Source organism: Azorhizobium oxalatiphilum (assembly GCF_014635325.1).
Lineage (GTDB): Bacteria > Pseudomonadota > Alphaproteobacteria > Rhizobiales > Xanthobacteraceae > Azorhizobium > Azorhizobium oxalatiphilum.
On sequence record NZ_BMCT01000016.1, the window covers coordinates 1 to 26003 of the forward strand.

Annotated in this window: 22 protein-coding genes and 1 pseudogene; 5 read left to right on the plus strand and 18 right to left on the minus strand. The window is 67.1% G+C overall.

Annotation, left to right across the window (positions count from 1 at the left end):
- From IEW24_RS28305 to IEW24_RS28365, 13 genes and pseudogenes are all read right to left on the minus strand, one after another.
- Positions 1-597: pseudogene (locus IEW24_RS28305) on the minus strand (hypothetical protein); the annotation flags it as partial.
- A gap of 864 nt (positions 598-1461) precedes the next feature.
- A complete protein-coding gene (locus IEW24_RS28310; RefSeq protein ID WP_188584282.1) occupies positions 1462-1734 on the minus strand; it encodes a hypothetical protein in 273 nt (90 codons plus the stop codon).
- A 446-nt stretch (positions 1735-2180) separates the two neighbouring features.
- Positions 2181-3656 (minus strand): methyl-accepting chemotaxis protein, encoded by a 1476-nt coding sequence (locus tag IEW24_RS28315; protein ID WP_188584283.1) that lies wholly within the window; start codon positions 3654-3656, stop codon positions 2181-2183.
- 588 nt (positions 3657-4244) lie between these two features.
- Positions 4245-7172, minus strand: a complete 2928-nt coding sequence (locus IEW24_RS28320; protein WP_188584284.1) for a DUF4114 domain-containing protein — start codon at positions 7170-7172, stop codon at positions 4245-4247.
- Between the two features lie 121 nt (positions 7173-7293).
- Positions 7294-8784, minus strand: a complete 1491-nt coding sequence (locus IEW24_RS28325; protein ID WP_188584285.1) for a GGDEF domain-containing protein — start codon at positions 8782-8784, stop codon at positions 7294-7296.
- Positions 8785-9460: 676 nt separating this feature from the next.
- Positions 9461-10306 (minus strand): ABC transporter permease, encoded by an 846-nt coding sequence (locus tag IEW24_RS28330; RefSeq protein WP_188584286.1) that lies wholly within the window; start codon positions 10304-10306, stop codon positions 9461-9463.
- Positions 10299-11123, minus strand: coding sequence for an ABC transporter ATP-binding protein (locus tag IEW24_RS28335; protein ID WP_188584287.1), 825 nt, complete (start codon positions 11121-11123; stop codon positions 10299-10301). The genes IEW24_RS28330 and IEW24_RS28335 overlap by 8 nt, the downstream gene beginning before the upstream one ends.
- Before the next feature lie 3 nt (positions 11124-11126).
- Positions 11127-12125, minus strand: a complete 999-nt coding sequence (locus IEW24_RS28340) for an ABC transporter substrate-binding protein (RefSeq protein WP_210324304.1) — start codon at positions 12123-12125, stop codon at positions 11127-11129.
- Positions 12126-12151: 26 nt separating this feature from the next.
- Positions 12152-13348, minus strand: coding sequence for an FMNH2-dependent alkanesulfonate monooxygenase (gene ssuD, locus IEW24_RS28345; RefSeq protein ID WP_188584289.1), 1197 nt, complete (start codon positions 13346-13348; stop codon positions 12152-12154).
- 230 nt (positions 13349-13578) lie between these two features.
- Positions 13579-14526, minus strand: coding sequence for a dihydrodipicolinate synthase family protein (locus IEW24_RS28350; protein WP_188584290.1), 948 nt, complete (start codon positions 14524-14526; stop codon positions 13579-13581).
- On the minus strand, positions 14523-15650 hold the full coding sequence (locus IEW24_RS28355) for an NAD(P)/FAD-dependent oxidoreductase (protein ID WP_188584291.1): 1128 nt from the start codon (positions 15648-15650) through the stop codon (positions 14523-14525). Before IEW24_RS28355 ends, IEW24_RS28350 begins: the two co-directional genes overlap by 4 nt.
- Positions 15647-17062: an NAD(P)/FAD-dependent oxidoreductase gene (locus tag IEW24_RS28360; protein WP_244644722.1), complete on the minus strand. Its 1416-nt coding sequence runs from the start codon at positions 17060-17062 to the stop codon at positions 15647-15649. Before IEW24_RS28360 ends, IEW24_RS28355 begins: the two co-directional genes overlap by 4 nt.
- Positions 17059-17331: a (2Fe-2S)-binding protein gene (locus tag IEW24_RS28365; RefSeq protein ID WP_188584293.1), complete on the minus strand. Its 273-nt coding sequence runs from the start codon at positions 17329-17331 to the stop codon at positions 17059-17061. Before IEW24_RS28365 ends, IEW24_RS28360 begins: the two co-directional genes overlap by 4 nt.
- A 167-nt stretch (positions 17332-17498) precedes the next feature.
- Between IEW24_RS28365 and IEW24_RS28370 the strand changes: the two genes are divergently transcribed.
- The 5 genes from IEW24_RS28370 to IEW24_RS28390 all read left to right on the plus strand — a co-directional run bounded on the left by IEW24_RS28370 (position 17499) and on the right by IEW24_RS28390 (position 21366).
- Positions 17499-18308 carry a transporter substrate-binding domain-containing protein gene (locus IEW24_RS28370; protein ID WP_210324305.1) on the plus strand — a complete coding sequence of 270 codons (810 nt, stop codon included), beginning with the start codon at positions 17499-17501 and terminating at the stop codon, positions 18306-18308.
- Between the two features lie 62 nt (positions 18309-18370).
- Positions 18371-19045 (plus strand): amino acid ABC transporter permease, encoded by a 675-nt coding sequence (locus IEW24_RS28375; RefSeq protein WP_188584295.1) that lies wholly within the window; start codon positions 18371-18373, stop codon positions 19043-19045.
- A complete protein-coding gene (locus IEW24_RS28380; protein WP_188584296.1) occupies positions 19045-19740 on the plus strand; it encodes an amino acid ABC transporter permease in 696 nt (231 codons plus the stop codon). Before IEW24_RS28375 ends, IEW24_RS28380 begins: the two co-directional genes overlap by 1 nt.
- Positions 19712-20449 carry an amino acid ABC transporter ATP-binding protein gene (locus IEW24_RS28385; protein WP_188584297.1) on the plus strand — a complete coding sequence of 246 codons (738 nt, stop codon included), beginning with the start codon at positions 19712-19714 and terminating at the stop codon, positions 20447-20449. Before IEW24_RS28380 ends, IEW24_RS28385 begins: the two co-directional genes overlap by 29 nt.
- Before the next feature lie 41 nt (positions 20450-20490).
- A complete protein-coding gene (locus IEW24_RS28390) occupies positions 20491-21366 on the plus strand; it encodes a DMT family transporter (RefSeq protein ID WP_188584298.1) in 876 nt (291 codons plus the stop codon).
- Positions 21367-21411: 45 nt separating this feature from the next.
- On the opposite strand, the gene rpsU is transcribed toward IEW24_RS28390, so the two are convergent.
- The 5 genes from rpsU to hydA form a co-directional block, all read right to left on the minus strand.
- Complete coding sequence (gene rpsU / locus IEW24_RS28395; RefSeq protein WP_188584299.1) at positions 21412-21702, minus strand: 30S ribosomal protein S21; 291 nt, start codon at positions 21700-21702, stop codon at positions 21412-21414.
- Positions 21703-21870: 168 nt separating this feature from the next.
- The gene (locus IEW24_RS28400; RefSeq protein ID WP_188584300.1) at positions 21871-22083 is read right to left on the minus strand and encodes a cold-shock protein; all 213 of its coding nucleotides are present in this window, start codon (positions 22081-22083) and stop codon (positions 21871-21873) included.
- Between the two features lie 337 nt (positions 22084-22420).
- Complete coding sequence (locus tag IEW24_RS28405) at positions 22421-23305, minus strand: amidohydrolase family protein (protein ID WP_244644723.1); 885 nt, start codon at positions 23303-23305, stop codon at positions 22421-22423.
- 136 nt (positions 23306-23441) lie between these two features.
- Complete coding sequence (locus IEW24_RS28410) at positions 23442-24119, minus strand: GntR family transcriptional regulator (protein ID WP_188584301.1); 678 nt, start codon at positions 24117-24119, stop codon at positions 23442-23444.
- Entirely contained in the window at positions 24116-25543 is a 1428-nt protein-coding gene (hydA, locus tag IEW24_RS28415; RefSeq protein ID WP_188584302.1) for a dihydropyrimidinase, read from the minus strand. The genes IEW24_RS28410 and hydA overlap by 4 nt, the downstream gene beginning before the upstream one ends.
- Positions 25544-26003 lie beyond the last annotated feature (460 nt).

Sequence of the window (26003 nt, forward strand, 5' to 3'; positions counted from 1 at the left end):
CGTGCCACCGCCGTCCGTGGGCGGGGTCGTGCCGCCACCGCCGGTGGGAGGCGTTGTGCCACCGCCGTCCGTGGGCGGGGTCGTGCCGCCACCGCCGGTGGGAGGCGTGGTCCCGCCACCATCCGTGGGCGGGGTTGTGCCGCCACCGCCGGTGGGGGGCGTCGTGCCACCGCCGTCCGTGGGAGGCGTGGTTCCGCCACCGTCGGTGGGAGGCGTCGTGCCACCCCCATCCGTGGGCGGCGTGGTGCCACCGCCGGCGGCCGGCGGATAGGGGTATCCGGGCGCGTCGGGCGCGAGCGGCAGGGTGTTGGGATCTTCCGCAGGGCTGGACGTTGTCGACGGGGGCGACGAGGCATCCGCCGTGGTTACGGTTCCCGTGTCTTCAGAGCTCGGCGCGGGGGCTGATCCCTGATCCGTGACGTACTGGGAATCCGGGGTTGGCGTCGTGTACGCCGGATCGGGAGGTGGTGACGCCACCGCCCCGGAGGGCGGAGTGCTGGACTGCGCGTCGACCGTGTCGGACGACGACGTAGGCTCATCCGCCGCCGTGTAATACGGCATGGGACGGGGGGCGTCAGGGGCGAGGGGGTAGTCCATGTTGCCTCCATACGTCGGTGTTCGGTTGAACAATGATGGTACGGGGCAACGAGATTTGTAGATGGGGGGTTCCTGTCGAAGGGGAGCGTGATGTATTTGGGCAGAGGATGTATCGCAAGAAATGATGCGTGCCAGAACATAGAATTGCTGACAATGTTGCAGTGCGCGTCTTGCCAGTTGACTTAGAGGAATGTGTTGCGGGAATTGTGCTTTTATCGTGGCGCTCGTGGTTGCAAATGTGGTGCAATGCAATCCAAAAAGTGGCGATCTCACGGTTGCGTGTGCGGTTCAATAGTAACGCCTATTTGAGCGGTTTGTGAGCGCCAGAAGTGGGTAATTGATATCTATTTCTAGCTATCTTTCCTTCCCGGAAAGCCAAGTTGACGCCAAGAACATCCGGCCCGAGTCACGCGGCCCCGACGGAGTGGTATCCGGGCCTGCGGAGGATGGGTCTTTCCGGCTGTTCAGGCGACCAGTAAGGCGCTGTCCGGAGGTGCGGAAGAGGCGCCGGAGCGCGTTGATCCGGCCGGAATTGGCCTCTGTACCCGCCTCTAAAGGGCGCAAATTCGTGCTTTCGGGGCCTTCCCTGCGGCCATGAGCGCGTCGCATGCGGCGGCAGGGCAGGGGAGAGGGAAGCACCGGCGTGCCGGCTGCTCAACAGGCGTGTGAGAGGGCCGGAGCGCCCGTGAAGACAGAAAAAAAAGCCCGCCATACGGCGGGCATTTGCCTCTCGTGTCCTGCGTGCTCCGGATCTCCTGCGGGGCTTGCCGAAAGAGAGGGACAAGACATTCGGGCGAAGGTCTGGTTTAGCCGGATGGGGCGTGCGGTCGGCATGACGCCGCCGCTTCGCCCCGGTACGCAGGATCAGGCCAGTCGGATCTGTCCCGAGGTGACGCAGGGCGTCACGTCCAGCTCCACCTCCCGTACTTCGCGCCATTTATCGCCGCCGATCTGATGCAGGCGTGGCTGGGTCAGAGATACGGTATAGGCCGGCTCCAGCCACTCAGCGCCACCCTGATGGCCGATCACCACCAGTCGCCTTTCGACCCCGTTGTACTTGCCGGGAGGCAAATGCATGCCCTCCGCCTGACAATCGCTGTCCACGGCCAGATAAATACTGCGAATTGACGTCCCCATCACACGTCTCCCTGTGACTTCCCAGGATGGTCAACTATATAACGCAACCCACGGGTGTGTGTTCAGGAAAAATAGCTAGCCCGTGTTTTTTTTGACCTTAATGAGCAAGTTGCGGTGCAATATTTAGTATCAAAGACGCCGCGAAATCAAACTGTACGCTCTAAAACGTCTTTATTTGTGCGGGGTTGGTTGTAGTGCGGTAGCGCGGTGAGAACAATATAGCACAAGTTTAAAATCGCCGGATCCGCCGCCTGCCGTCTTCCGATCGCACGGTCCGATTGCACGGTCCGATTGTATGGCCCCGATCGGCGGGGCGGAATCGGCGCAAGAAAAAACCCTGCCTCGGGGGGAGAGGCAGGGCCGGAGGTGGGAGGTTCCATGCAGTTGGCTCAAAGCATCAGAGGCGGCTTCACGGTTCAGATGGATTCAGTCTGAACGGATCCGGCTCAGGCGGCGACGGCGCGCTGGGCCTCCTGGACCTTCTGGTTGGCGGCGTCGATCTGCGCCGTGGCGCTGGAGAGCGCGCCGAGATTGCGGGTGATCTCGTCCACGCCCTCGGAGGCGCTGTGCATGTTGCGGGCGATCTCCGCCGTCACCGCCTGCTGCTGGTGCACCGCCGCGGCGATGCCGCCGGAGATGTCGTTGATCTGCGAGATGGTGTTGGTGATGGCGGCGATCGCCGTCACCGCCTCGCCGGTGGATGCCTGCACGGCATCGATCTGCGAGGCGATCTCCTCCGTGGCCTTCGAGGTCTGGGCGGCGAGGTGCTTGACCTCGGAGGCCACCACCGCGAAGCCCTTGCCAGTGGCTCCCGCCCGCGCCGCCTCGATGGTGGCGTTGAGCGCCAGCAGGTTGGTCTGGCCGGCGATGCTGTTGATCAGCTCTACAATGGCGCCGATCTTCTGCGCCGCGTCGGCAAGGCCGGAGACGATGCCATTGGTGCGTGCCGCCTGGCCCACGGCGTCCTTTGCCACGTCGAGCGCGCGCGCCACCTGGGAGCCGATCTCGTGGATGGAGGAGGCGAGCTGCTCGGTGCCGGCGGCCACCGACTGCACGTTGGAGGAGGTCTGCGAGGAAGCGCTGGCCGCGCCTGCGGCCTGCTCGTTGGCGGCGGTGATCGCCTGCGCGATCTCCTTCAGCTCCTGATCGATGGCCTGCCGGCGCTCGCGCCGCTTGCGCTCGGCCACCTGCGCGGTGACGTCGGTGGCGAATTTCACCACCTTGCAGACACGCCCCGAGGCATCGAAGATCGGGTTGTAGGAGGCCTGGATCCAGATATCGCGTCCGCCCCTGCCGAGGCGGTGGAATTCACCGGCCATGTACTGGCCGGCCCGCAGGCTTTCCCAGAAGCGCCGGTATTCCGGTGAATCCCGCTCCGCCGGATCCACGAACATGGAATGGTGGTGGCCCCGGATCTCGTCCAGCCGGTAGCCGACCGTGTTCAGGAAGTTCTCGTTCGCGTCGAGAATGGTGCCGTCGAGCGAGAACTGGATCACCGCCTGCACGCGGTTGATGGCGTTGATCTGGCCCTGCAGGTCGGCGTGGCAGAGCTTCTGCGCGGTGATGTCGGTGGCGACCTTCACGATGCGCTTGCACTTGCCGTCGCGGCCGTACATCGGGTTGTAGCTGGCCTGGATCCAGAACTCGCGGCCGCCCTTGGCGATCCGCCGGTATTCGGCCTGCTGGAACTTGCCGGCGCGCAGGTCTGCCCAGAACTGCTTGTAGGCAGGCAGATCGCGCTCTTCGGGCGGCATGAACAGCGAATGGTGCTTGCCGCGTATTTCGGCCAGCGAATAGCCTGTCGCCTTCAGGAAGTTCTCGTTGGCAGAGATGATCGTGCCATCGGTTTCGAACTCGATGATCGCCTGGGAGCGCTCAATGGCTTCCAGCTTCATTTGCGGGTAAGTCGCAAAGAGTGACATGAAGTTTCCCCCGTCTTCGTGTGCTCAGCCAGTTGCTCGATTTGAGCGATTTCCCTGACGGACCTTCGCATTACCCTGCGGAGGCTATGTATCAGGGTACGTATTGCAACCTTAACCCCATCCAGAATGGAGGTATCGCAGGTTGTGGCCAGAAATAACGCAGCCTGCAGCGGAATCGCCTACTTCGATGGCTCGGAATATTTAACAAATGATCGGCCATTCGGGCACGACGACTGTATTCCCGAAGCAGTAGCGGGCTGTCATCTACGCATTTACATTTAGCTTTGCGACTTATCAGTCCCGATCGCCGTGACTGAACGCTGTCGGCGCGCCCCGCCGGGGAATCGCCTGGAGCCGGATCTGTTCAGACGCACGCAAGTTGAACAGCCGATACGCTTCCGAAACCTTCATGGAGAACGTCTTCGGCCGGGATTGCAAAGCAATCGAGGCGGGACATGCCCTCACAGGTCTGCGGTTGCACCGCTCGCCTGAGCGCACTCTTGGATGCAGATGCTTGCGCCGGGCTGGTATGGATGGGGGGAGGTAGCGGGAGGGATAGATCAATAGCCACAAATATTTATGTGACCCTCAGGCCAGCCAGCCGTGCCCGCTGCTGCTGGTGAAGTCCAGCTGCACGATCAGGTCGTTATAGTCCCGGTCGCCGCCGCCATAGATGTCCTCGAAGCCCCAGGTGTTGAGGCCATAGTTCCACAGATGGCCCACCGCGCTGCCGGACACGCTCTCGTTCGCCTGCGCGAAGCCCCAGAAGATGTGGCCGCTGGTCTCGTTGGTCAGGCGCATGGCGATGATGTCGCCGGCATCCACGTGGGTGATCAGCGTGTCCGCATAGGCGCCATAGCCGGGGCCGTCGATGTGGGTGGCGCCGGACACCGTGGCATAGGCGCGGCCTTCCGCCTTCTCCGCATAGCCGGCGCTGCCGGGGGCGAGGCCCTCGATGCTGCCCGACAGCGTGTCCACCCGGTAGAAGGTGATGGAGACGTCATCGGCGCCGTTCTGGCGCAGGCGCACCACGGCGGTCTGATCGTCCGCCCCGCCCGCCGTCTCGGCCACCGCCACCGGGCGCGCCACATGCACGGCGGCGTCATCGGTGATGAAGTCGGCAAAGCCGAAGGCGCCCGTGAGGCTCGCCTGCGGGGCGCTGGCAAGGCCGGCATTCACCGCCACCAGAAGGGCATCGCCCGCATGCACCTGCGCCTGCGCCACATGGCCCTGCGCCGCGCCGTCGAACAGCCGCACCAGCGCGGCGTCGAAATCCGGTTGCAGCGACTGCTGGGCCAGACGGCTGGTCCAGGCATAGAGGTCGGCGCTGCCGCTGTGGAAGCTGGTGGCCTGCCCGCCGCCGAGCACGGAGATGCCGGCGTCGTCGGAGGCCATGGCCTGATAGAGCAGGCTCTGGTCGGCGCCGCTGGTCCACAGGCCGCCGCCGGTGCTGGTGAGCATGTCAGGGCGGTCGCCGGAGGGCAGGTGGGCGGCCATCTGCTCGTGGGCGATGGCGGTGAGCGCGCGGGCGAGCAGCGTGCCGTTGGGCGAGCCGAGGCCGCTGGTGAGGTCATAGCCGGGGGCGGCGTAATAGCCGTAGCCGGTCAGCGTCACGCTGTAGGTGCCGGTGGCCAGCGAGCCGCCATAGAGGAAGGAGGAGACGTTGTTGCCGTAGGTGACGTCGTTGAAGGCGGCCGGCGCAATGGCGGAGGCCTGATAGAGCAGATCGTTGGCGAAGCCGAGGTCCGGCAGGCCCTGATCGGCGAAGACGGTGTCGATCTGCGCGATCAGCGAGGCCCAGAGCGGGGCGGCGGCGCTGGTGCCGTCATCCCAGCTGATGCCCGTCATGTTGGCGGTGGGGGTGATGTAGAACATGTTGCCGCCGGCATTGGCGGACACGTCCGGCGTGCCGCGCCCGGTGGCGTGGCCGGGGTTCACGGAGGTGGGCGTGAGGCCATAGGCGGTCTGGTACCAGGGCGTCGCCTGCGAGGTGTCCACGCCGCCGTCGCCCGCTGCCACGTCCGAGCCCATGATGGGATAAAGCCGTGAGCCGGTGACGGTGTAGGTGTTCCAGACGGATTCGAGCAGCGCCACCTTGGGCGCGTCCTCAACCGAGACGGAGGAGGGCAGCACATTGAGCCCGCTCTCCATGAGGCGCCACAGCGTGGCCCGGTCGCCGGCCATGGCGAGGCCATAGAGCGAGCCGGCGGTGTCCGTGGTGCCGGAGACGGTGTGGTCGCGCGGGGCGGCCTCCAGCGTGGTCAGCGAGGTGCCGCCGATGATCAGCGCATAAGGCGAGGAGGAGTTGTTGGCCACGTTGGCGAGGCCATTGCCGAAATTCCAGCTGGAGCCCCAGTCGTTGTCGGCGAACGATACGGTGATGTTGCGCAGCGCGGCATCCACGAACAGCTCGTGCGCCGCCACCGCGAAGGGGGAGCCGGGCGCCGACTGCTGGAAGATGGAGAAGGAGGAGGAGACAACGGAGGGATTGTTGGCCTCGTCCCAGAACGCCTGCTGGAACGCCGTGTAGGAGCTGGAATTGGCGTGGTTGTTGAAGCCGGAGCCGGCATAGAGGCCGATGCGGCTGCCCGGCGTGGCGGAGGCCACCACGCCCATGTCCAGCGAGCGCTCCCCGGCATTGCCGAGGAAGTAGTTCTGGCCGTTGGGCGCCACCAGATAGTATTCGCCCGAGGTGGTGATGCCCACTTCCCGGCGGAAGGCGTCGTACAGCTCCTGGAAACTGCGGGTGAAACTGGGCGGCAGGGCCGCGCCGATGCCCGGCTCCACGAGGCCGATGGTCTTGGTGGGGATGGTCTGGTCGGTCAGCGGGAAGTTGTAATACCAGTCCGCGATGTCGCCGGCCGAGACGTTGCTCTCGCGATAGTCGCCGTCCTGGCTGAGCGGCGAGAGGGCGTTACCGATGCTCTGCGGCCCCTGCGCGGGCGTGATCACCGCGCCGCCGGACTGGTCGGACGTCGCCGGATACTGGCCCCAGATGGGCGTGGTGTCGAACCAGACGCCGGTGGCGTGGATGGTGTCCGGCAGCGACAGGGAATTGTGCCAGTAATAGAGGCCGTAATCCTGAAGGCTGGCGCTCTGGTAGGCCGGCGTGCCGAACAGCAGATGGAAATGCGCGGGGGTGAGCTGCATCCAGATGGTTCGGCTGGCGGCGGATGAGATGTAACCATCATCGCCGGTCAGCCCGAGCACCGGGATGCTCATGGATTGCAGGGTGGCCACAGCGGCGTTGAAGTCGGTCTGCGAGGCGCCGTAGGTGCTCCACAGCGTGCCGGCATCGCCGAGCGCCTTCAGCGTGGTCTGCCGTGTGGCCCAGTCGCTCTGGAGGAGGGCGGTCGGATCGTTCACGCGGGGCAGGGTGATGGCGACGTTGATGGTCTGCCAGGCCGGGGTCGCCGGAAGCGACAGGCCATAGGCCGCCGCCACCGATGTGGCGTCGGTCATGCCGTAGCTGGTGTAGTCCAGGAAGGTCGAATTCGGAAGCTGGACCTGAGCCATGGACTACTCATCATGCGAACCACGTGATCGCACAAGAATAGCTGACGCTTCTTTCAAGTCCAGAGCGTGCGGATGCTTTGGGGAACTTGTGCCGGGGTGACGCCCAAGGCGCCGCCGCCCGTCAGCCGGCCTGCGCGATTTCAGCCGGCGGGTGGGCCTGAAGGCGCTCGATGACCACGCGGTTGCGGCCGCTCTCCTTGGCGCGGTAGAGCGCGCGGTCCACGGCCGAGAGCAGATCGCCCATGGTGCGGTCCTGGGTGGCGGCGACCGCCGCCACGCCGATGCTGACGGTGACGGGCCAGTCGCCCTTGATCACATCCTTCTCGATCAGCACGCGGATGCGCTCGGCGGTGTCGTGGGCGCCGTAGAGTTCGGTGTCCGGCAGCACGGCGGCGAATTCCTCGCCGCCATAGCGGGCCACGAAATCGCCGGGGCGCCGCAGATTGTGCTTCACCAGCTGGCCGATCGCCCGCAGCACGTCATCGCCGGCCGAGCGGCCGAGCCGCTCGTTCACGCGGGCGAAGTGGTCGATGTCGATCATCAGCACCGCAAGGGAGGAGCCGATGCGCTGGGCGCGATGCCATTCGCGCTGGCTCATGTCGTCGAAGTGCCGGCGGTTGGCGACGCCGGTGAGGCCGTCGGTCATGGAGAGCTGGACCAGCTCCGCCTGCGTGCCCACGCGGCGCCCCATCTCCCGGCGCAGCAGGATGGCGGTGCCCAGCGTCAGCAGCACGATGATCACGGCCCCGCCACCCGCCAGCAGGGCGCGGGTGCGCCAGGGGGCGAGCACGTCCTCCATGGACAGGCCCACCGTGAGGATGAGCGGCAGGCGGGCCACATGGGTGAAGGCATAGAGCCGCTGGTGCGTGTCGAAGCCGGTGTCGGCGATGAAGTTGCCCCTCGGCTCCATCATCATGCGCTGGAAGGTGGCATCGCCCGACACATCGAGCACGGTGCCCGCGGCCCCGTGCGCGGCGGGCTGGCGCACCAGAACCACGCCATCGTCCCGCATCAGCTGCAGCACGTTATGGCCGTCGGGATTGAGCTCCGCCAGCAGCGCACGCAGCGGTTCCAGCCGCATCACCGCCACCAGGACGCCGGCGAACCGGCCGTCCGGCCCGTTGATGCGGCGGGACAAGGCGATTTCAGGGGCGCCCACGCCATCGTCGGGGCGGAAGGCGCGGCTGACGTAGAGGCCCACATCGTCGCGCCGGGTATGGACCAGGAAATAATCCTGCCGGCCGAGCAGGCCGGTGGCCTCGGGCGCGGGGCCGGCGGAGGCTTCCACCTGTCCGTCGGGGCCGAGCAGCACGAGCTGCCCCGCCGAGCCGCTGATGGCGGTGGTGCGGGCCAGCGCCCGGGCGCGGGCGGCCTGGGAGGCGAAGACGGCGGGATCCTGGAGATTGCCGCCCACGTCGCGCAGGAGCACATCGAACACGTCGAACTGGCGCTGGATTTCTCCGGCCATGGTCTGCACGAGCGCATCGGCGCCGCGTGCCGCCTCGCGCGACATGTCGCGGCGCGACAGCCACACGCTGAGCGCGATCAGGCTCGCGAAAATCAGTGCAATGGCGATGCCCGCCGGGAGAATGAGCCCGGCGCTACGCGGCACTGACGTGCGAGAAGGATTCGACGAGTCGAACGCGTTCGACTCCCGCGTGATATTCATCGGCGCTCTCTGCCAACCCGCGTGGATCGGCGCGCATGGAGGTAGAACAGTGATGACTGAACATCTAGCGGTGGACTAGGGATTCTGCAAGTACGAGCGATGCCAATTTGAAATCGGAAGTTGTTCCGGCGTGGCTCTACAGGTGAAGTTTGGCCTCAATCCCCCTTCGCCAAGCAGCGGGAAATGGAACCGGCGGGACCGGTGATCCATGCTTTTGGGCGGAACTGGGGCAGTGGCGCCCTTTCGCCCGCCGCAGGGCGCGGGGCCGGATGGCCGAGACTTCGATGCTGCGTCGCACCCATCCGGCGACATCATGCTGTATTCATAAAAGCGGGCTATTTCAGCCGCTTGGACCATCCCGGCCAGGCCATCTGCGCATCCGCCGCTCTGCCGCCGGCCCGGTGTGCCGCCGCGACGCAGCGCCGTGCCGGCGCCCGTGATGGCTTGACCTGCCATCATGTGTGGTTGTTTCGTGGCAAAACCTCCCGCATGCGGTGCAATACGGGCCGGCGCATAAAATGGATTGCACGAGGTGCATCCATTCTGATGGCGGTATCAACGTCTGGTGCGAAAAAAAAGGCCGCCCGGATCGGGCGGCCGTTGCACGGGGCCGGAAGCCTCAGCGCTGGAGACCCCAGCGCAGGACGGTGCGGCGCTCTATGAAGCGGAAGATGACCATCTCCACCACCAGACCGATGAGGATGACGCAGGCGAGGCCCGCGAACACCCGGTCGGTGAGCAGCTCGTTGCGGCTGCGATAGATGAACCAGCCGAGGCCGCCCTGGCTGGAGGAGACGCCGAACACCAATTCCGCCGCGATCAGCGTGCGCCACGCAAAGGCCCAGCCGATCTTCAGTCCCGACAGGATGGAGGGCAGCGCCGCCGGCAGCAGGATGCGCACCACATAGGAGGGGCCGCGCAGGCCATAGTTGCGGCCCACCAGCCGCTGCGTCTCCGGCACCTGCTCGAAGCCGGACAGTGCGGCAAGCGCAAACGGCCACAGCACCGAGTGCACCAGAACCAGCAGCAGCGCCTTCTCGCCCAGCCCCAGCCACATCATGGCCAGCGGCAGCAGGGCGATGGCGGGCAGCGGATTGAACATGGCGGTCAGCGTCTGCAGCACATCGCGGACGAAGGGGATGGCGACTGCGCCGGACACCAGCACGAGGGCCAGCACAATGGCGATGGCATAGCCCTTCAGCAGTACGAACACCGAGGCCAGCGCAGACCACAGCATGCCTTCCGAGCGCGCGGCCTCGATGAAGGCCAGCGCCGTGTCGGTGAAGGTGGGAAAGAGCAGCGGGTTGTTCTGCCAGAGCGCGGCGACCTGCCAGATCGCCGCCAGCCCGGCGAGGATGACGAGGCGGCGCACGCCCGTGTGGCGCCAGAGGCGGGCGGGCGACAGGCTCCCGCGCACTGTGCGGCGGTGGAGGCCGGTGGCGGCGCCGAGATCCAGTTCAGACATGGGCCGCCTTATCGAACAGGAGGCCGTGGACCTCGCGGGTGAGGGACTCGAAGGCCGGGCTGCCCACGTCGGCGAGGCCGAAATGCGCGGTATCGCGGGTGGCCAGCGTGCGGCCGGGGTGGGGGCTGAGCAGATGCAGGCTGGTGCCGATGAGCACCGCCTCGTCGATGGCATGGGTGACGAAGACGAGGGTGAATTTGAGCTCTTCCGCCAGCGCCAGCAGGTCTTCCTGCAACTGGCGGCGGGTAAGGGCATCCAGCGCCGCGAACGGCTCGTCCATGAGCAGCACGTCGGGATCGGCGGCGAGCGCGCGGGCGATGGCCGCGCGCTGCTTCATGCCGCCCGACAGGGCATGCGGGAAGGCATCCAGCGCGCGGGTGAGCCCGACGCGGGCCAGCGCCGCCTCGGCCCGCGCGTTGGCTTCGGCGCGGGAGACCTTGCGGGCCACCCGCAGCGGGAAGGCGACGTTGTCGCGCACCGTCTTCCACGGCAGCAGCTGGTCGAACTCCTGAAACACCACGAGGCGGTCCGGCCCCGGCCCGGTGACGGGCTTTCCGCGCACCAGGATGCTGCCGGAGGTGGCCGGGATGAAGCCGGCCAGCGCCTTCAGGATGGTGGATTTCCCGCAGCCAGAGGGGCCGAGCAGCACCAGCCGCTCGCCCTCGGCAACGGTCAGGTCCACGCTGTCCACGGCCCGCACCGTGCCCGCGTCCGTGGTGTAGTCCAGCGTCAGCCGGCGCGCTTCAAGGGCGGGCGGGACCGTTGCTGCGGCCGCGGCCGGGGCGAAGGTGGGAGCCGGGGAAGCGGAGACGCTCATGCCTCAGCTGCCCTGATCGTTGTGCAGGTCATCGAACGTATAGTCCTTCCAGCTGGCCGGACGGGTCTTGATGGCCTTGATGTCGGCGAGGAAGTTCGCGAATTTCTGGGAGCCCAGCGGCGTCAGCGTGTACTTGACGTCGGGGTCGGACAGCACCTTCTCCACGAAGGCCGGATCGAGCTTGGACTTCTCCGCCTTCACATAGATGGCGGCGGCCTCGCTCTTGTGGGTATCCACCCAGGCGGTGGCCTCGCGGAAGGCGTCGAAGAAGGCCTTGTAGGTCTTCGGATTCTCGGCCTTGAAGCGCACCGTGCTGTACACGAAGGTGGGTGTCACCGGCCCGCCCAGCACGTCATAGGAGGAGAGCACCTTGTGGATCTTCGGATCCGCGAGGGCCTGATCCTGGAACGGCGCGTTGGAGAGATGGGCGGTGATCTCCGTGGAGCCGGAGAGCAGGGCCGCCGTGGCGTCCGGGTGCGGCAGGGTGATGGTGATGTCGTCCAGCTGCTTTTCCTTGCCCGGCCCGAAGGCCTGCTGGGCGGCGATCTGCAGCACGCGCGCCTGCACGGACACGCCGACCGCCGGAAGAGCGATCTTGTCGGCCTTGGTGAAGTCCTTGATGGTCTTCACGTTCGGATTGTTGGTGACGAGATAGTTCGGCTGCGCGCCCAGCGCGCCGATGATCTTCACCTCCTGCGCCGTGCCGCGGGTGCGGTCCCACAACGTGAGGAACGGCCCGATGCCGGCGCCGGCCACGTCCACATTGCCGGAGAGCAGGGCATCGTTGACGGCGGAGCCGCCCGAGAGCTTGGCCCACTCCACCTTGATGTCGAGGCCGAGCGCCTTTCCGTGCTTCTCGACCAGCTTCTGCTCCTTCATCACATGGAAGGGCGTGTAGAGCGTGCCGAACTGCTCGACGATGCGGATGGTGCCTTCGGCGTGAGCGGGCGCGGCGGCAAGGCCCGCAGCGATAACCACCGCCGCGAGGGTTTTCTTCAACATGGTCTTCTCCATCGGATGGCTCACCATCACTCCGCAGCGTGGAGCGTAGGCGCAGAGGCTGGACCGTGGCTGCCCACGGAAAATTCGTTGGCGATCTGGCGGCGCACGGTGGTGCGGCGGCCGTCGAGGCCGAGCACGGGGAACAGCAGTTCCGCCACCCGATAGGCCTCCTCCAGATGCGGATAGCCCGAGCCCACGATGGTATCGATGCCCAGCGCCTGATACTCGCGGATGCGGGCGGCGACACTCTGCGGATCACCCACCAGCGCGGTGCCGGCGCCGGTGCGCACGAGGCCGATGCCGGCCCACAGGTTCGGCGAGATCTCCAGCTTGTCGCGGCGGCCGCCATGCAGCGCCGCCATGCGGGCCTGCCCGACGGAGTCCATCTCCTGCGAGAAGCGCTTCTGCGCATCGGCGATCTGCTGGTCGGAGACGCGGCTGATGAGGCGGTTGGCGGCCTCCCAGGCTTCGCTCTCGGTCTCGCGCACGATGAAGTGCAGGCGGATGCCGAAGCGGATGGAGCGGCCGAGGCGCGCGGCCTTCTCGCGCACGGCGGCGATCTTGCCGGCGAGCTGGGCCGGGGGCTCGCCCCAGCTCAGATACAGGTCCACCTGCTCGGCGGCCACATCGTGGCCGGCGTCGGAGGAACCGCCGAAATAGAGCGGCAGATGCTCCTGCACGGTGGGGAAATCCAGCCGGCCGTTCTCCACCCGGTAATAGGGGCCTTCGTGATTGACGGCCTCGCCGCTCACCAGCCTGCGCCAGATGGAGACGAATTCACGGGCCTGCGCATAGCGCTCGTCATGGTTCAGGAAGACGCCATCGGCGGCCAGCTCGCGGGGATTGCCGCCCACCACCAGGTTGAGCAGCAGGCGCCCGTCGCTGAGGCGATCCAGCGCCGCCGCCTGCCGGGCGGCGAACACCGGCGTGGTGACGCCGGGGCGCAGGGCGACGAGGAATTTCAGGCGCTCGGTGGCGGTGGCAAGACCGGCGGCGGTGATCCAGCTGTCTTCGCAGCTCTGGCCCGTGGGCAGCAATACGCCCTTGAAGCCGAGCCGGTCCACGGCGGTGGCCACTTCGCGGAAATAGCCGAATTCCGGCGGCCGCTGACGGGTTTCCGAGCCCAGATAGGAGCCGTCCCCATGGGTGGGGATGAACCAGAAGATGGTCGGCGGGGCGGGGGGAACCGACTGCGAAACCGTTTCAGAAACCGACTGCGTCATGGCGCGCTCCAGCAATGTCACGCGCCGACACTGGCATATAAATTTATTCAGTCAATCGAATTAGTGGAATTGTATATGTCCTGTCATTTTTTGTGAAATTTGGCGGTGACGAAGCTGGAGGTGTTCGTACGGCTGCCGGGAAAGGGTGTTCGAGCGCGCAAAGAAACGCCCCGCAACGGCCGTCCGGGCGGTTGCGGGGCGCAAATATGGGGCGAAACGCCGCGTGAGGCTCAGGCGGCCGGGCGCAGTTCCACGCCGGCAGCCGCCAGAGCAGCCGTCAGAGCCGCGATCTCGCGCGCATCGCACGCCGGCTGCGGCGGGCGGATGGTGTCGCTCTCCAGCCGGCCCAGCAGCTTGAGGCAGGTCTTCAGCCGGGCGGTGGCGCGCCCGCCGGGGGCATCGCGATAGATGGCCACCGAGAGCGGATAGAGCGCTTCGTGCACCTGCCGGGCGCCGGCCCAGTCGCCGGCCGCCGCCGCATCCCACAGCGCCACCGTCAGTTCCGGCACCACGGCGGCAAGGCTCACCTGACTGCCGGCGCTGCCGATGATGTAGCTGGTCAGCAGATGCTCGTCGCCGGAACCGAGCACGGCGAAATCCGGCCGCGCGGCTTTCAGCACCCGCATGTGTTCCTCATAGGCGGCCACTTCCCAGCTGCCGTCCTTGATGGCGACGATGCGCGGATCTTCCGCCAGCCGCCGCAGCAGATCGGGGCCGTAGCACATGACCCCCGCGCCCACCGGTGCGCCATAGAGCATGAGCGGCGCACTGGTGGCCTCAGAGATCATCCGGTGATGGGTGAGGGCGCATTGATCCGCATGGCCCAGCGCCCAGCTGTTGGGCGGGAACACCAGCAGGCCGTCGGCGCCGGCCTTTTCCATGGCGGCGGCCTCGCGGGCGGCCTCAAGGCTGGATTCGTGGTTCACGCCGGAGACGATGAGGCAGTCCTTCGGGCTCACCGCGCGGGCGATCTCCACCACCCGCAGCTTCTCTTCCAGCGAGAGCACGAAATTCTCGCCCGCATGGCCGTTGATCAGCAGGCCGCGAATGCCCGGCACGGCGGCAACGCTGCCGATATGGGCGGCGAGCGCCGCCTCGTCCACGGAGAAGTCGGCCCGCATGGGCACGAGCGTGGCCGCATGGATACCGGTGAGGCGCTGGACGAAAGACGCAGTCATTGTGGGCCTCGCTCGGCATCGCCGCTGTTCAGCAGGCGATCAATGGGAAAGAGGGGGAGGGCGGGCTCGTGGCCGAGGATGCGGTCGGCGAGCAGGCGGGCGATGTAGGGGCCGGACGTGTAGCCGGAATGGACGCTGCCGCAGACATAGGCGTCCGGAATGCCGGGGATGGGGCCGGCGGCGGGCAGGGCATCCGCCGTCTCGGCCTCCAGCCCCGCCCAGGCGCGGGCAACGCGGGCGTCCTTCAGCTCGGGAATGGCATGGCAGGCGAGGCGGACGTTGCCGACGATGCGATCCGGCATCAGCTCCACGCCGCCGCGCTCACGGTCGCCGATGCCTTGCCAGCCGCCGCCGATCACCACCGTGCCGTGGGGATATTGCTTCAGCGACAGCAGGCCGTTGGCGATGCCGACCACGGTGCGCATCACCGGGCGCACGCGCTCGGTGACGACGAGCTGGTTGATGAGGGTCTTGATGGGCAGATCGATGCCGAGCCAGCCCAGCATGGGCTCGATCCACACCCCGCCGGCCAGCACCACGCGCTTCGCCCGCACCACGCCGGTGGCGGTCTTCACCGCGAAGCCGCTCTCCTCGCGGTCGATGCCGGAGGCGGGGGTGTTCTCCATGAGATCCACGCCCGCGCCCAGCAGCGCGCGACGGAAGGCGAGGCCGGTGAGATAGGCGTTGGCGTAGCCATCCACCTTGCAATAGCCGGCAAGGCGCACCTTGTCGGAGATGCCGGGCTCCACCCTCAAGGCGTCAGCGCCGCTGATCAGCTCGATGGGCGCGCCCGCCTCCCGCCGTTTGCCCGCGCGGAAGGAGAGCAGTTCCTCCTCCTGCTCGGTGAAGGCGAGGGAGAGGCCATCGCACACCACCACGCCCACGTCATGGCCCAGCCATTCGGAGGCGTTCGCCCACATGGCGTGGGCACGCAGGGCATAGGGGATGAGCGCCACGCGGGTCATCTGCATGGTCAGCGTGCCGGCATTGACGCCGGACGCCTCGCGGCAGAGCGGGCCGCGCTCGATGAGCGCCACCTTCATGCCGCCGCGCGCCGCGAAAAGCGCGCAGGTGGAGCCGTGGACGCCGCCGCCGATGACGGCAAGATCATAGGTGGTGCTCATAGCGGGGCCGGGCGCGGAATGGGGATGTCGCCATAGTCGAACGACCCCATGAGGTCGGCGAGCGGCACCGGGCGCAGCGGCGGGCGGGCGGTGTAGGTGCCCACCTTTTCGCGCGAGCCGACTTTCGCGGCGAGGATTTCGCCCGCCACATCGCCGCAGAAGCGGCCCTGACAGGGCCCCATGCCGCAGCGGGTGAACTGCTTCATCTGGTTGAGGTCGCGGGCGCCGTCATCATAGGCGGCCTCGATCTCGGCGCGGGTCACGTCCTCGCAGCGGCACACCACCGTCTCGGGCGGAATGGCGGCCACCTGCGCCGGGCGCAGCGCCATCATGCCGGCCATGGCGTCGGAGAAGGGGCGCGCCTGCGCGGCGGCGGCGGCCGGGGCTTTTGTGCGCTCGGCAAAGGCGGCGGCGGTGAGGGCGCCGGCATCATGGGCGCAGGCAAGGCCGGCGAGCTGGCCCGCCGCTTCCGCCACCAGCACGCCGCGCAGACCGGCACCGTCGCCGCAGGCATAGAGGCCATCGAGGCTGGTGCGGCCGAAGGCGTCCAGCACCGGCACGAAGCCGCCCCGGCGGCGATCGAAGGTCTGTTCGGTGCGGAACAGGCGCGGCAGTTCATTGCCCGGCACGAGCCCGTGGCCCACGGTGAGGGCATCCGCCTCCAGTGTGATCTCCGGACCGGCGGTGAAGGCGCCCTGCGCATCCACCGGGGCGAGACGCACCCGCGCCACGGCATCCGCGCCGAGAGCGGCGCGCACGCCATGGCGGAAATGCACGGGCACGCGCTTGCCGCCGAGCTTCAGCGCCCAGCCGGCGCCACGGGCCAGCAGGCGGGGCTGGGTGGCCAGCGCCGGGAGCAGGCGCAGCCAGTCGCCGGGGCCGGCGAGATCCACGATGGCGACGACAGTGCCGCCCATCTTCACGATGCCGGTGGCAACCGCAGCGAGCAGCGGGCCGCAGCCGGCCACCACCACGCGCTGGCCGGGCAAAGCGCCATGGGACTTCAGCAGAACGGTGGCGGCGGCAAGGCCGATGACGCCGGGCAGCGTCCAGCCGGGAAAGGGCACCACGCGCTCATGGGCGCCGGTGGCGGCGATGAGGCGGGGGGCCTCCACAGTTTCATTGCCGTCCGGCCCCAGCGCATCGAGCCGGAAGTGGGCGCCCACGGACCAGACGGTGCGGCCGAGGCGCAGATCGACGCTGGACGCGGCAAGGCGGGCGCGCAAGGCGTCGCCGCCGGCCTTTTCGGGCGAGGCGGGCAGGGCGAGGCCGGGCAGAGGGGCGCGCCACACTTGCCCGCCCGCTTCCGGCTGCTGGTCGAACAGCGCGACCTTCAGGCCGGTTTCTGCGGCGGCCAGCGCCGCATTGGCACCGGCGGGGCCGGCGCCGAGGATGATGACATCGTGGCTCACAGCACGCCTCGCCGTTCCACCGCCATGCCGGCGCGCACGGGAGTGAGGCACGCCTGCCGCACGGCGCCATCCACGTGCAGCGCGCATTCCTGGCACACGCCCATGTGGCAGAACGCGCCGCGCGGGGCGCCGTTGCGCGGGCTCTGCCGCAGGCGCAGCAGGCCGCTGCGGGCAAGCGCGGTGGTCAGCATCTCGCCGGCCCGCGCCTCCAGGGGGGCGCCGTCCACACTGATCGTCACGACGGGCCGCCCGTCGGTTTCCTGCGCCATGGTTCTCGCGTCACCTGCATCTGGCCGCGCGTCCGAATCCCCGGGGGAGCGGCGGGATTTGCTCTTTACAGAGCGCGCATTTGTATACAAATTGTCCACGGTTTGGCAATCGGAAGTCGCGAAAATAGCGACACGGGCCGCACATCCAGAGGTTGGGAGAACCAAGCATGCTGAAGACTTTGCTTGCGGCCGGCGCGGTCGCGGTGGCGCTTGCCGGGGCCCTTCTGCCCACGACGGCGGACGCGCGTACGCTCGATGAAATCATGAAGTCGGGCGTCATCCGGGTGGGCGTCAATCCGACGCTGCCGCCGCTCGGCAAGTTCGATGAGAAGAACGAGATCGTCGGCTTCGACGTGGATTATGCGAACGAGATCGCCAAGCTGCTCGGCGTGAAGCTGGAAGTGGTGCAGACCGGATCGCCGGACCGAATCCCCTTCGTGGTCGCCGGCAAGATCGACTTCGTGATGGGCGCCATGACGCGCAACACCGACCGCGCCAAGGTGATCGACTTCACCGTGCCGGTGCACACCGAGGTGCTGGGCGTGCTCACCACCAAGGCCAACACCTTCACCGACTGGAAGCAGTTCGATGATCCGTCGGTCACTTTCGTGCAGGTGCGCGGTTCCACCCCGATCAAGTTCATCGAGGAGAACCTGCCCAAGGCCAAGGTGACGCTGCTCGACAACTATCCCGACGCGGTGCGCGCTCTGGCGCAGGGCCGCGGCACGGCCATGATCGACGTGATCGACTTCATGGGCGAGCACATGAACAACCACAAGACCGAATGGCGCATCGTGGAGACGCCCATCGACGTCTATTATTGCAGCATGGGCGTGGCCAAGAACTCCACCGGCCTCAAGGACTGGCTGAACGTGGCCGCCTTCGATCTCGCCCGCAAGGGCAAGACCGACGCCATCTGGAAGAAGTGGTTCGGCATGGACATGATCAAGCCGGTGGGCGCGCAGCCCTACTTCTGATCCCGTGATCACAGGCCGGCGGCCACGCGCCGCCGGTCCTCGTTTCCCCTTCGGCGCGGTTCATGTCCTATACCCTGCAATTCGGCCAGATCTGGCCGTTCCTCCCGCGCCTTCTGGAAGGTGCCCTGATCTCGCTGCAAATTGCCATCCTGGCCTTTTGCGGCGGCATGCTGATCGGCACCGTGTGCGCCGGCATCAAATCCTTCGGGCCGCGCTGGCTGGCCCGCATCGTCGGCGCCTATGTGGTGTTCTTCACCAACACGCCGCAGCTGGTGCAGATCTATTTCCTGTATTTCGCGCTGCCGGACATGGGCATCCTGCTGTCCTCCTTCGCGGCGGTGGTCATCGGCATGACGCTGAATGCGGGCGCCTATCTCACCGAGATCCAGCGCGCCGGCTTCGAGAGCCGCCGGGTCTCCGAGATGGAGGCGGCTGAGGTCATGGGCTTCTCGCGCCTCCAGCAGATCCGCTACGTGATCCTGCCGCATGTGGCGCGGGTGCTGTTCCCGCCGCTCTCCAACCAGTTCATCATCGTCACGCTCGGCACCTCCATGGCCGCCGTCTTCGGCGTGGAGGAACTCACCGGCGAGGCCTTCACCATCAATTCGCAGACCTTCCGCTCCATCGAGGTGTTTCTCGTGGTGGCGGGGCTCTATGTGGTGCTCACCCTTGCCGCTTCGGTGCTGCTGGCCCTGCTCGGCCGGGTGCTGTTCCGCGTCCGCACGGAGCTGATCTGATGCTCGACCAGATCATCCATGAGTGGCCGCGCTTCGCCACCTGGTACAATTTCATCTTCATCGCCAAGGCGGCGGGGATGACGCTGCTCCTCTCCGCGCTGGGCTGCACCCTCGGCACCGGCATCGGCCTGCTGCTGGCGGTAACGCGGGTGACAAAGGCCCGCTGGCTGAAGCCGCTGCGGCTGCTCGCCTTCGTGTTCACGGAAATCTTCCGCCGCGTGCCCTTCCTGGTCACGCTGATGCTCTGCTTCTTCGCCTTCCAGGCCACCGGCTACGACGTGCCGCTGTTCGTGGTGGCGGCGGTGTCGGTGACGGTGATCGCAGGCGCGTATCTGGCCGAGATTATCCGGGGCGGCTTCAAGTCGGTCCACCGCAACCAGTGGGAAGCGGCGGCGACCATGAATTTCTCGCTCATCGACACCATCCGCCTCGTGGTGCTGCCGCAGGCGTGGCGCATCGTGCTGCCGCCGGCCTTCGGCTATTTCGTCATGTTCATCAAGGACACGGCGCTGGCCTCGCAGATCGGTGTCATCGAGCTGACCTATGTGGGCAAGGTGCTCAACAACAAGGGATTCTCCGCAGCCCTCAGCTTCGGCGTGATCCTCATCGTCTACTTCATCATCTCCTACCCATTGTCGCGTCTTGGCGCGTATCTGGAGGCGCGTCTTGCATCATCTCGACATCGCCGGGCTTGAGGCCCGCTACGGCGACCACACCGTCCTGTCCGGCATCGACATGACGGTGGGCCGGGCGGACGTGATCGGCCTCATCGGCCCGTCCGGCTCCGGCAAGAGCACCATCCTGCGCGTGCTCACCGGCCTGCTGCCGCCGGTGGCCGGCACGGTGAAGCTGGATGGCGAGCCCGTGAATTACGCCGATGCGGCGCAGGTGCGCCGCCTGCGCGACCGCATCGCCATCGTGTTCCAGCAGTACAATCTGTTCCAGAACATGAGCGTGCTGGAGAACGTCTGCGTCGCGCCGGTGAAGATCAAGAAGCGGCCCCGCAAGGAGGTCGAGGAGGAGGCCCGCCTCCTGCTGGAGAAGGTGGGGCTGGGCGACAAGCTGAAGCGCTATCCGGATGAACTCTCCGGCGGCCAGCAGCAGCGCGTGGCCATCGTGCGCGCGCTGGCGCTGCGTCCGGAGATCCTGCTGCTGGACGAGGTGACGGCGGCGCTCGATCCCGAGCTGGTGTCGGAAGTGCTGGACACGGTGCGCCTGCTCGCGCAGGAAGGCATGACCATGCTCATCGTCTCGCACGAGATGGCGTTCATCCGGGAGGTGGCCTCGCGGGTCGTCTTCATGGCGGGCGGGCGCGTGGTGGAGGCGGGGGCCCCGGCGCAGATTTTCGATGCGCCGGCGGAAGCCCGCACCCGCGATTTCGTGTCCAAGATCCTGCGCCACTAAACGCGCGCAGGGCGAAAAATGCCGGCGGGAGCAGCTCGGGGATGGCTCAGACACAGACCGTGACCGCCGTGCCCGCTTCCGGCGTCTGGATGGCCGTGCCGCTCATGCTGGGCGCCACCTTGTGCCTGACCACGCTGGACACGCTGCTCAAGATGCTGGCGGTCCATTATCCCATCGGGCCTTTGGTCTTCTTCCGCAATGTGGTGCAGGTGGTGGTGCTGGCGAGCATCGCCCGCGCCTTCGTGCCCACTGCGCTTCGCACCCGCCAGCCGGGCGTGCATCTGGCGCGCGGCGCCTGCCTGATGACCATGACGGTGCTGATCACACTGTCACTCAGCCATCTGCCCATGGCGCAGACCTATGCGCTGACCTTCTCCGCCCCGCTCATGGCCACCGTTCTGGCGCTGCTGTTCCTCGGCGAGCGACCGCTGCCGGCGCAATGGCTCTGCATCGCAGCGGGCTTTGCGGGCGTGCTGATCGCGCTCGATCCGGGCGGGGTGCTGTCGCTGGCGCTGCTGTTCCCGCTGGCGCAGGCGGCGGCCAATGCGGTCTTCTATGTGCTCACCCGCTATGCCGGCCGCACCGAGAGCGCCATGACCCTGGTGCTGTGGGCGGGCATCGGTGCGGTGGTGTTCGGCGTCTTCGCGCTGGTGGCCTATGTGCCCATGCCGCTTGAGGCGTGGGCCATGATCTGCGCGGGCGGGCTGCTGGGCACGTCGGGGCAGCTGATGATGGCGGCGGCCTTCCGCCGGGCACCCACGGCCGTGGCGGCGCCTCTGGTCTATGCGCAGATGGTGTGGGCCATGCTCATCGGCTGGCTGATGTTCGACGAGGTGCCCGGCTGGAGCGCCATCCTCGGGGCTGCCATCGTCGCGGCCAGCGGCATCGGCGTGGTGCGCTTCGGGCGCGGTCGCTGAGCGGCCCGTGCCCCGCCACGCGGGCGGGCACGGGGCTCGAAAGCATCAGCTGGAAGACGTCGCCGTCTCGGGGGCGCCGGCGGGGCGCGGTCCACCGCGGCCGGGAGCGCGGGGCTTGGCCTTCGGCTTCGGCAGCAGGCCTTCGCGCTGGGCGGCCTTGCGGGCGTTCTTGCGCATGCGGCGAACGGCGTCGGCCTCCTCGCGGATGCGGCGCTCGGACGGCTTCTCATACGCCTTGCGCTGCTTCATTTCACGGAAGACGCCTTCGCGCTGCATCTTCTTCTTGAGCACGCGCAGCGCCTGCTCGATATTGTTGTCGCGCACCAGAACTTGCATGTGGGTGTTGACCTCGCAGGTTGGGTGTCAAGGGGCGCCAGTGCGCCACCGTTCAACACAAAGCCCTGAAACAAAAAACCCTGCCTTCTGAGGGGCAGGGCCTTGGGGCCGATGGGCCGCAGGGCCGGGGTGCCGACGGGCGGCGTCCTCCGGTCGCGCGGCCTTCGATCAGCCTTCGATCGTGAGGTTGGCGGCGGAGGTCTTACCGCTGCGCTTGTCGGCGACCAGCTCGTAGGAGACCTTCTGGCCTTCCTTCAGCGTGCTGAGGCCAGCGCGCTCGACGGCGCTGATGTGGACGAAAGCGTCGGCGCCGCCATCCTCGGGAGAGATGAAGCCGAAACCCTTTTCAGGGTTAAACCATTTGACGGTTCCCGTGGTCATGGGAGACCCTTTCCGGACGTAAGTAGAGCAGGCGCGCCCGCGGTCGCCGCAGGCTGTCGAAATTGCATTTTCGGGCGAAATATCGTCAGCGGCGCATCGTTTTTTCGACGCAAAGCCAAGTCGTCTGACCGTCTATCGACATCATGAAGATGGGCCGGATGGGCCGAGAAGTCAAACAGCAGGACAAATATCCCGAAAAACCTTGCTACCGCAGGGATATGCCAGGGGGCGAATTTCCGAAATACAGAGAGAATGTGGCGAACCGCGCGGGCGGGGTGGCAAGTGGCGGTATGCGGGGAGGCGCGGGGCGCCGCATCGCCGCCGGGCCGGGAGCGCCTCACTTCAGGGCGAACAGGCCTTCGGCATTGCGGTGCGCGATCTTCGCCGCCACCTCCGGCGGCAGCTGCGCCAGCCATGCGCGATAGCCCGCCATGGTCTCGCTGTAGGAGGCCCAGCGTTCATTCACCCAGGTATCCGAGCCCAGCAGGAAGCGATCGGGAAACCGGGTGAAAAGGGCGCGCCAGTCGGGCGTCAACTGGCCGCCGCTGGTGATGCCGCCGCGATAGGACAACTCGGCCCACAGGTTCGGATAGCGGGTGAGCAGCTCCGCCACCCGCGCCGGGGGCAGGCCAAATCCGGTGTGGGCCCAGATGATCCTGGCCTTCGGATTATGGGCATAGAGAATCTCCAGCGCTGCATCGTCCGCATGGGCGTGCAGGTAGAGATCGTGCGCCACGGCGAAGTCCACCACCTTGCGCACGGTCTCGCCGCGCGCGGCCTCGCCGGTGAGGTGGAACTCGCCGATGCCGCGATAGTAGCCGCGCTTGTATTCCGCCTGCACCAGATCGAACAGCACCGGATCGCTGAACCAACTGCCGATGTCCGCCCGCACCCGATAGGGCCGGATGAAGGGCACCACGGTGATGCCGTCCGGTTTGGCCTCATGGAGCGCGCGGGTGCCGTCATTGGGGCGGCTGGTGGCAAGGATGCCGGTGATGGCGTTGCGCCTCAGGAGCGCGAGCACCTCGTCCAGTGCGTAATAGGGCTTCGGCTCCCAGTTATAATGCAGATGGGCGTCGAAGATGGGGATCAGCTTCTCCTGCGCGTTCTCCTGCGCGCGGGCAGGCCCGGCCGGCAGCAGCGCCGCCAGCAGCAGGGGGAGGGCGAGCAGCAGCGCTGTGCGCCCTCGGCGCGAGATCGGCAGGCGCGTCGTCATGGGCATGGGCCATCCCCTCAAGGCCGGCGCCGTGGCGCCTGTCGCTGGGGAATGGGATAGGGCCGGACCGTGCCGCTGGCAATGACGGGGGTGCGCAGCGCGATGCACATCGCCGCGCTCAACGCGATCTACGTCACCGTGCTCAGCGCACGGAGGCCAGCGTGTCCTTGTTGAGGCTGCGCAGATGGTGCTGAACGGCGCGCTTGGCCGCCTTGGCGTCCTCCTGCTCCAGCGCTTCCACGATCATCAGATGCTCGGCCGAATCCGCCGCCAGCCGGTCGGCGAGGCTGGCGATCTCGAACAGGCGCGTGGTCACGCGCAGCGAGCGGATCATCCCCGCCAGCACCACATTGCCGCAGTGGCGGGCGTAAAGCTCATGCAGATTGTCGTCGGAGCGCCAGTGCGCGTCCGTGTGATAGGGCACGGCGGTGCGCAGGGCGTTGATCTCGGCCCGCACGGCGGCGATCTCGGCGCGCGGGATATGGCCGGCGGCGAGCCCGGCGGCCTCCGGCTCCAGGAACTCGCGCACCTTCAGGCTCTGCAGATATTCCTTCAGGTCCACGAGCCGCACCACATAGGAGCGGCCCGTGCCCTTCACCACCAGCCCTTCGCCCTCGAGGCGCTGGAGCGCCTCGCGCAAAGGCGTGCGGGAGATGCCCAGCGTTTCCGCCAGGCGCTGTTCCACGATGACCTCGCCGCCGCGCAGGCGGCGGCGGCGGATCATCTCGGACACCGAGCCATAGGCGAGGTTGGAGAGGTTGAGGCCCCCGATGCGGCCAGCTTCGCGGACGCCGCCCTCTTCCGCCTCGCTCTCGCTCATGACGCGATGGGATCGCGCTGGGCGGCGTAGGGCGACTTGGCGCGCGAGAGATGCTCGCCCGCGCCCTTCGCGCCCACCAGCTCGCCATTCTCGACCACGGCCTTGCCGCGCAGCATGGTCAGCACCGGCCAGCCGGTGATCTCGATGCCCTCATACGGCGTGTAGTCGGCGCCGTCGCGGATCAGTTCGTGGGTGAGCGTCTGCTTCTTTTTCGGATCCCAGATGGCGATGTCCGCATCCGAGCCCACCGCGATGGTGCCCTTTTTCGGATAGAGGCCATAGGTCTTGGCTGGATTGGTCGCCGTCACCGCCACGAACTTTTCGAGGTCGATGCGACCCTTCATGACGCCTTCGGAGAACAGCACCGGCAGGCGCGCGCCCACGCCGGGAATGCCGTTGGGCACCCAGCGGAAGGAGGTGCGGCCCTTGGGGGTGAGCTTGCCCTGCTCGTCCTCATAGCGGAACGGGCAGTGGTCCGACGAAAACACCGTGAAGGTGCCCGTGCGCAGACCCTCCCAGCAGGCTTCCTGGCTGGCGGTGTCGCGCGGCGGCGGCGAGCACACATATTTGGTGCCCTCCATGCCGAGGCCGTCCATGTCCTTCTCGGTGAGCACCAGATACTGGGTGCAGGTCTCGCCGAGCACGGTGAGGCCCTTGTTCTGCGCCCAGCGGATCTGCTCCATGGCCTCGCGGTTGGAGACGTGGACGATCATCACAGGCACGTCCACCAGCTCGGCCAGCGAGATGGCGCGATGGGTGGCTTCGCGCTCGACCGCGATGGGGCGGGAGGTGCCGTGGAAACGGGGTGCGGTCTGGCCGCGCTTCTCCAGCTGTTCGGTCAGGAAGCGGATGGCGTCGTAATTCTCCGCATGCACCATCACGAGGGCGCCGGTGTCGCGGGCCACCGACATGACGTCGAGGATCTCGCGATCGTTCAGCGCGAGGCCCTCATAGGTCATGAAGATCTTGAAGGAGGTGTAGCCGTCCTCCACCAGCGCGGGCAGCTCCTGGCCCAGCACCTGATCGGTGGGGTCGGAGATGATGAGGTGGAAGCTCACGTCCACGTGGCATTCGCCGTCCGCCTTGGCGTGATAGTCCTTCAGCGCGGCGCGCAGGCTCTGGCCCTTCTCCTGCAGGCAGAAGGGCATGATGGTGGTGGTGCCGCCGAGCGCCGCCGAGCGGGTGCCGGAGGCGAAATCGTCCGCCATCACGATGCCCTCACCGGAGGGCTGCGAGATGTGGACATGGGCGTCCACGCCGCCGGGCAGCACCAGCTTGCCGGTGGCGTCGATGATCTCATCGGCGTCGGTGAGGCCGCTGCCGAGGGCGACGACACGGCCGTCCTTGATGGCGACATCGCACAGGATGCGATCGGATGCGGTGACGACGGTGCCGCCGGAAATGATGGTATCGTAGAGTGCCATAAGCCTGTGTCTTCGGTCCCGGAAGAGGGGATCGTATACACATCGTACGCAGTTTGCATCCCCATCCGCAGGCGTGCGATCAGGCGCGCGCAGGGGACTGGTGGGAGACCGGCCATGCTGTCCGTCCCGCGCTTGATGGCGCGCCTCGCGCATTCTCCGCTTCAGCCTGCATGTCCGCAGTTTTTGCCCGCTAGTCCGTCCCTTCCTAATCCGGAGGAGGGACCAGCCAAATTTATCGCGCGCGTACGCGAAGGGGGCTGACCTGATTGCCGCCGATCCGGCAGACGGGCGGGGGAGGGGAGATCGGCAGCTATCCACAGGCTGGATCATGACGGCATTGACACGCCGAAAGGGTCCCCATATAAGCCCGTTCATCGACGACGGGTTGCTGCTGACGCGGTGCCAACGTCTCCGACGCTTCTCACGACATTCGATGTTGTGACCGCCGGGTAAAGCCCCG